Annotated in this window: 5 protein-coding genes and 1 pseudogene; 3 read left to right on the forward strand and 3 right to left on the reverse strand. The window is 71.6% G+C overall.

Annotated features, from left to right (window positions below):
• The 3 genes and pseudogenes from IH00_RS44125 to IH00_RS0117465 form a co-directional block, all read right to left on the reverse strand.
• A pseudogene (locus tag IH00_RS44125) lies at nucleotides 1-103 on the reverse strand (DUF742 domain-containing protein); the annotation flags it as partial.
• Between the two features lie 144 nt (nucleotides 104-247).
• The gene (locus tag IH00_RS0117460) at nucleotides 248-661 is read right to left on the reverse strand and encodes a roadblock/LC7 domain-containing protein (RefSeq protein ID WP_031074604.1); all 414 of its coding nucleotides are present in this window, start codon (nucleotides 659-661) and stop codon (nucleotides 248-250) included.
• Between the two features lie 9 nt (nucleotides 662-670).
• Nucleotides 671-4,309, reverse strand: coding sequence for a sensor histidine kinase (locus tag IH00_RS0117465; protein ID WP_031074606.1), 3,639 nt, complete (start codon nucleotides 4,307-4,309; stop codon nucleotides 671-673).
• Between the two features lie 585 nt (nucleotides 4,310-4,894).
• Here IH00_RS0117465 and IH00_RS0117470 point away from each other — a divergent pair.
• The 3 genes from IH00_RS0117470 to IH00_RS39530 form a co-directional block, all read left to right on the forward strand.
• Nucleotides 4,895-5,077: a hypothetical protein gene (locus IH00_RS0117470; protein WP_031074608.1), complete on the forward strand. Its 183-nt coding sequence runs from the start codon at nucleotides 4,895-4,897 to the stop codon at nucleotides 5,075-5,077.
• Nucleotides 5,078-5,160: 83 nt separating this feature from the next.
• Nucleotides 5,161-5,961 (forward strand): fumarylacetoacetate hydrolase family protein, encoded by an 801-nt coding sequence (locus tag IH00_RS0117475; protein WP_031074610.1) that lies wholly within the window; start codon nucleotides 5,161-5,163, stop codon nucleotides 5,959-5,961.
• Nucleotides 5,954-6,339 (forward strand): glutamate--tRNA ligase family protein (locus IH00_RS39530; RefSeq protein ID WP_039947123.1); only part of this gene is annotated, 386 nt, incomplete at its 3' end. The genes IH00_RS0117475 and IH00_RS39530, both read left to right, overlap by 8 nt.

Below are 6,339 nucleotides of genomic sequence, written 5' to 3' on the forward strand. Positions count from 1 at the left end.
CGGTCATGGCGTACGGACGGACCAGCGGCTGGTCGCCTTCGTGACCGTACGGGTCGTCCAGGGACGCGCCGTACGGATCGTGAGAGGCGGTGGGCGGGGTCATGGATCCTCCGGGTCGTGACAGCAGGTGGTCTGCGTGCCGTCGTGACGGGGCCGGTGGGGGGCCGGATGGGGCGGCCGACAAATGAACAAGAACGTGAGGCGGTACGTACACGAGGGGGGAGGGAACACGTACCGCCCCGGCGGATCAGCGGAGCAGGCTGCCCTGGAGCTCGGCTCTCAGGTCCGGGGTCAGCACGGTGCCGGCACGGTCCACCAACAGCGTCATCTCGTAGCCGACGAGGCCGATGTCACAGTCAGGGTGGGCGAGCACAGCGAGGGAGGAGCCGTCCGAGACGGACATGATGAAGAGGAAGCCGCGCTCCATCTCCACCACGGTCTGGGCGACCTGGCCGCCTTCGAAGATCCGGGACGCCCCCGCGGTCAGCGAGGTGAGTCCGGACGCCACGGCCGCGAGCTGGTCGGCGCGGTCACGCGGAAACCCCTCGGACATGGCCAGCAGGAGGCCGTCGGCCGAGACCACCACCGTGTGCGACACCCCGGGGGTGTTGTCCACGAAGTTGGTGATCAACCAGTTCAGGTTCTGCGCCGCCTGGCTCATCGGTCTCAACTAGCGCTCCTGCGGGTGAGTGGGGCCGATATTGAAGCTGCCCGTGGTCGAGCCGCCCGCCTGACGCCCCTGCTGGATGCCCCGGCGGAGGTTGGTCAGTCGGCCGCGCACGTCGTCGGGCGCGCGCGACACCTGCGGCCCGGACTGGTGCTGCTGCTCCTGCGCGGTACCGGGCACCAGGTTGGCACGCGGGACCCGCCGGGGCAGGCCCGACGTCGTGACGCCGCCGGCCGCGGGCTTGCGGACCCGCTCGGCCTGGCGCACCAGCTCATCGTTGGGCGACGTACGCCAGGCGCCCGTGGTGGACGCGGCGTCGTCGCGGGCGGGGCGCTGCTGGGCCGGCTGCTGCGGTACGACCGGGACGGGCATCGTCTGGTCGCTCCCGGCGAACCGGTCCTGACGGGCCTGCGGCTGCTGCGGCTGCTGGGCCCGCGGGGCCTCCGGCCGGCGGCCCTGGGACTGCTGGGCCGGGGGCTGCTGGGACTGCTGGGCCGGGGGCTGCTGGGCCTGGTGGCCCTCCTGCCCGCGGAACCAGTTGGTCTCCAGCGTGTCGTACAGCGGCGTGCGACCGTCCCCGGCGTCCGGAGCGGGCGGCAGGGCCTCGGGCCGCGGCTGCGACGGCAGGCTGCCGGCCGGCGGGCGCGGGCTCGTGTAGTCCGGCCGCGGGAACTGCGCCGTGGACGCGGGGTCCTGCGGACGGTGCCCGTTCAGCTGGTCGGGGCGCGCGTACTGGCCGGTGGTGTCCGGTTCCTCGTGGCCACGCGGCGCGTCCAGCGGAGTGGTGCGCTGCTGCGGGGGCACGGGGGCGGCCTGGTCGTTGCCCCAGCTGGCGGCCTGCGGGCGCTGGGGGCGCTGCGGCTGCTGGGGACCACCGGGCAGCTCGGCGCGCGGGCCGGCGCCGGGCTGGCGGCGCGGGGAGCCGGGGGCCTGCTGCTGCCCGTGACCCTGCTGCTGTCCGGGGCCTTGCTGCCTGGCGGGCTGCTGGGCCTCGGCCTGCGGCGCCTGGCTGTTGTTCTGCCAGACGTCCGAACGCGTCGGGATGCCGCCGGGCGCCGCACCGGCGGTGCCGCTGAACGGATCCTGGGGCTGCTGGGGCTGCTGCGGGGGCTGGCCCGGCCGGCCGTGCTTGCCCTGCCGCGGCTGCTGCTGCCCACCGGACTGCCCGGCCTGTCCGCCCGGCTGACCACCGGGCTGTCCGCCCGGTGCCCCGTCCCGGCCGGGCAGCGCTGCCCGCGGTCCGGCACCCGCGCCGACCTGACCGCGCGCAGCGGCGGCGCCGGCGAGACCCGCGGCCGCGCCGGAGCGCCCCGCGCCCGCGCCGCCGGGAAGACCCGGCCGGCCGCCACCGGGACCGCCGGCCAGCCGGCCGCCGGGGCCCGCCGGGGCCTGCGGCATACCGGCCTGGCCCGCCGGACCGCCCTGACCGGGCTTGCCGGGAAGCTTCTTGCCGCCCTGGGCGACGTCCACGGGGAGCATGACCAGTGCGGTCGTACCGCCCGAGTCGGACGGCCGCAGCTGGATGCGGATGCCGTGGCGCAGGGACAGACGGCCGACCACGAACAGACCCATGCGGCGGGAGACCGACACGTCCACGGTGGGCGGCGACGCCAGCCGCTCGTTGATCGCGGCGAGGTCCTCGGGGGAGAGGCCGATGCCGGTGTCGTGGATCTCGACGAGCACACGCCCGTCGGGCAGCGCGTGACCGGTCACGCGCACCTTGGTCTGCGGCGAGGAGAACGACGTGGCGTTCTCCAGCAGCTCGGCGAGCAGGTGCACGAGGTCGTTGACGACGCGGCCGGCGACCTCGGTCGCCGGGACGGCGGCGAGCTCGATGCGCTCGTACTGCTCCACCTCGGACGCGGCGGCGCGGAGCACGTCGACGAGCGGGACCGGCCGGGTCCACCGGCGGCCCGGCTCCTCACCGGCGAGGACGAGGAGGTTCTCACCGTTACGGCGCATGCGCGTGGCGAGGTGGTCGAGCTTGAACAGCGAGGAGAGCTGGTCCGGGTCGGCCTCGCGGGACTCCAGCTCGGAGATCAGCGACAGCTGGCGCTGGATCAGACCCTGGGAGCGGCGCGAGAGGTTGGTGAACATCGCGTTGACGTTGCCCCGCAGCAGGGCCTGCTCGGCGGCGAGGCGGACCGCCTCGCGGTGCACGTCGTCGAAGGCCGCGGCCACCTGGCCGATCTCGTCCCGGGAGTGCACACCGACGGACTCCACCGAGGTGTCCACGTCCTGGGGGTCGGACTCGGACAGCTGCTTGACGAGCTCGGGCAGACGCTCCTGGGCGACCTTGGTCGCGGTGTCCTGGAGCCGCCGCAGCGACCGGATCATGGACCGGGCCACGACGAAGGCGCCGATCAGCGAGACGCCGAGGACGAGCAGGATCAGCGCACCGTTGATGATCGCGTCGCGCTGCGACTCCTGGTGCAGCTCACGGGCTTTGCCCTCCATCTGGCCGAGCAGGTCGGCCTCGATGGTCTTCATGGCCTGGATCTTGGTGCTGTCCTCGTCCGCCCAGTCGAGGTAGCTTCGCGCCGGCTGCTTCTCCATGCCGTCCGGGGAGCTCAGCACCCGGTCCGCGTACTTGTCGGCCTCGATGATGTTGGGGTTGCCGCTGGTCAGCGGGGCCAGCAGTTCGGTGGCGTCACCGCCGGCGGAGGAGTAGATCGCCTGGAACGACTTGAGGGCGTCGTTCTCGTTCTTGCGGGCCGCCTCGGCGTACAGCCGGTCGTTCGGGTTGAGCTTGCCCTTCACGCGGTCGTTCTTCGGCAGGGCCGCGGCGATGATCGCGCGCTGGATCGACGCGTACTCCTTGGCAGACGAGAACGCCGCCAGCGCACGCGTGCGCTTGATCATGTCGGGGTTGCTGGTGGCCTGCGCCATGTCCTGCGACAGGCTGAGCAGCGACTCGATCAGCCGGCTGTAGCGCTCGACGGTCTGCGAGTGCAGCACGTCGTCGTCGTAGGCGTTCTCGCGGATGCTCTTGAGCGAGATGACCTGGTTGGCGATCTGCGTCACGTTGGCGCGGATCGACTGCAGCGCCTCGTCGTTCTGGGTGTCACCGATCTCCTCGGTGGCCTTCAGGAACGCCTTCTGCGCGCGGTCGGTCGACTGGTAGTGCTGGGAGACCTTGTAGTCGGACGAGATCGGACCGTCCTCGGCCGTCCGGTTGGCCAGCGGCCCGGCGGTCTGGTCGCGCTCCTCCTGGAGCGCCTGGGCGAGGTCGGTCGCCTCTTCGGTGAGCTTGGTGAGCAGCTGCATGTGGTCCAGCTGCTCCATGTCGTTCATGGACTCGTTGATACGGAGTCCACCCAGCGTGGTCGCGGCGACCACGGGCAGGGCGAGCAGGGAGACGAGGCGGGTGCTGATGCGCCAGTTGCGCAGGGCTATTCGGGGCCCGGTGTCGGTCGGGCTCTTCTCCTTGCCCTTCCCCTTGGCCTTCGCCTTGGGTGCGGCCGGAGGCTCGGCGCCGCCCGGTGCGGCACTGCCGCGCCCCGCGCGGTCGGTGCCGTCGGAGGCGGCCGTCTGACCCGGGTTCTGGGTGTGCTGGGCCGAGGAGCCGCGGTCGGTCCCGCCGCGCGGCTCCTCGCCCGCCGCAGCTTCCCCTCGGCCCTGGCGGGTCGGGGGAGACCCCATGCCATCCCTCTTGAAACGTCCCTGCACTAGCGTCGCAACCTCTGGACCAGGCGTCCCTCCGCGCGAACGGACGGGACGGTGTCGGCGTCGTGGAGCGCGAACGCGCTCCATGGTGGTCGTGAGTGACCGGCTTGGATCCCCCCTCCCGCCGCCGCTTGGGCGCTGCGTTGCGCCGCTGCGCGCCGGTCTGACTTCCCGCGGCGGTGCGTGGAATTCCAGCACAGTGCCGGATCTCCAACAAGGGCGGTGGCGGCCACCTCCCGCCGGTTCACGATCCGTGAGGGGCTCATCACCTGCCGTGGATACGGATCGGGGAGGAAGCGGACATCGGTGGACGAGTCGTGTAGGGGTGGGGGGTGTCCCAGTCGCCATGATCAGGAGCGGAATGAAGCATTCAGGTACGCAATGTCCGTTTCCAGTGGCCCCGCTGGCGGCCTGAGATGACCGGAATGTCCCCCTGGTCGTGAGCAAACTCACATATAGATCGCCGTCTCCTACCGCTATGTGCAGGGAATCGAATGTTTAGCCTGACGCTTTACAAAGCGAGTGCCCTGTCAACCCCTACACCGAGGTCTGAAGCCACCGATGAAGACGACGATGACGTTCCGCAGCATCGCCAACCCGCGCCGCACCACCCTGGCCACCCTCACCGACGCCGGTGAACTGCAGCAGGGCGTCCGGCCGGAGCACTCGGCAGACCTCCCCGCCAGCACGGCCAACCCGCGCCGCACCACCCTCATGGAAGCCCCGCTGACCCCGGCGCAGTGATGTCGGCGGGACGCCCGCCCCTTCCGCGTTAGCCTGGAGCGTCAGACTCCAGTCACCAGCGGAAGTAAGGGGCACGGCATCCCGTGCGCATCGCCAGATTCTCCATCGACGGCAATGTCGCCTTCGGCGCGGTCGAGGGCGGCAGCGCCCCCGGCGAAGAGGGCGACCTCGTCCTCGACATCATCAAGGGTATTCCGTACGCCGACTTCGAACTCAGCGGCACCAAGGTCCCGCTGAGCAAGGTCCGCCTCCTGCCGCCCGTCCTGCCCAACAAGGTCGTGGCCATCGGCCGCAACTACGCGGAGCACGCCGCGGAGCTCGGCAACGAGGTCCCCGAGGTCCCCGTCGCCTTCTTCAAGCCCACCACCTCGGTGATCGGCTCCGGCGACGCGATCGAGTACCCCTCCTTCTCGCAGGAACTGCACCACGAGGCCGAGCTGGCCGTCGTGATCGGCCGCATGTGCCGCGAGGTCCCGCGCGAGCGCGTCAAGGACGTCGTCTTCGGCTTCACCTGCGCCAACGACGTCACGGCCCGCGACGTCCAGCAGCGCGAGAAGCAGTGGGCCAGGGCCAAGGGATTCGACACCTCCTGCCCGCTCGGCCCCTGGGTGGAGACCGGCATCGACCCGGCCGCCGTCGCCGAGGGCCTCGCCGTCCAGTGCACGGTCAACGGCGAACAGCGCCAGCTGGGTCGTACGAGCGACATGGTCCGCTCCGTCGAGGACCTCGTCGTCCACATCACGGAGGCCATGACGCTGCTCCCGGGCGACGTCATCCTCACCGGCACCCCGGCCGGAGTCGGACCGCTCAACGTCGGCGACGAGGTCGCCGTCACCATCGAAGGCATCGGCACTCTCACCAACAAGGTGATCAAGCGTGGCTAACGCGATCCGCGTCCGTTTCTGTCCCTCCCCGACCGGCAACCCCCACGTGGGGCTGGTCCGCACCGCCCTGTTCAACTGGGCCTTCGCCCGGCACCACCAGGGCACCATGGTCTTCCGCATCGAGGACACGGACGCGGCGCGCGACTCCGAGGAGTCGTACCAGCAGCTCCTGGACTCCCTGCGCTGGCTCGGCCTGGACTGGGACGAGGGCCCGGAGATCGGCGGCCCCCACGCGCCGTACCGCCAGTCGCAGCGCATGGACATCTACCGGGACGTCGCCGGCAAGCTGCTCGAGGGCGGCTACGCGTACCGCTGCTACTGCACGGCCACCGAACTCGACGAGCGCCGCGAGGCCGCCCGCGCCGCCGGCAAGCCGTC

This window comes from Streptomyces sp. NRRL S-118, from assembly GCF_000716335.1.
Classification (GTDB): domain Bacteria; phylum Actinomycetota; class Actinomycetes; order Streptomycetales; family Streptomycetaceae; genus Streptomyces.

Coding starts and splice junctions, on each gene's coding strand:
- IH00_RS0117460 (WP_031074604.1), bottom strand. CDS start 661: ATGAGCCAGGCGGCGCAGAACCTGAACTGGTTGATCACCAACTTCGTG.
- IH00_RS0117465 (WP_031074606.1), bottom strand. CDS start 4,309: ATGGGGTCTCCCCCGACCCGCCAGGGCCGAGGGGAAGCTGCGGCGGGC.
- IH00_RS0117470 (WP_031074608.1), top strand. CDS start 4,895: ATGAAGACGACGATGACGTTCCGCAGCATCGCCAACCCGCGCCGCACC.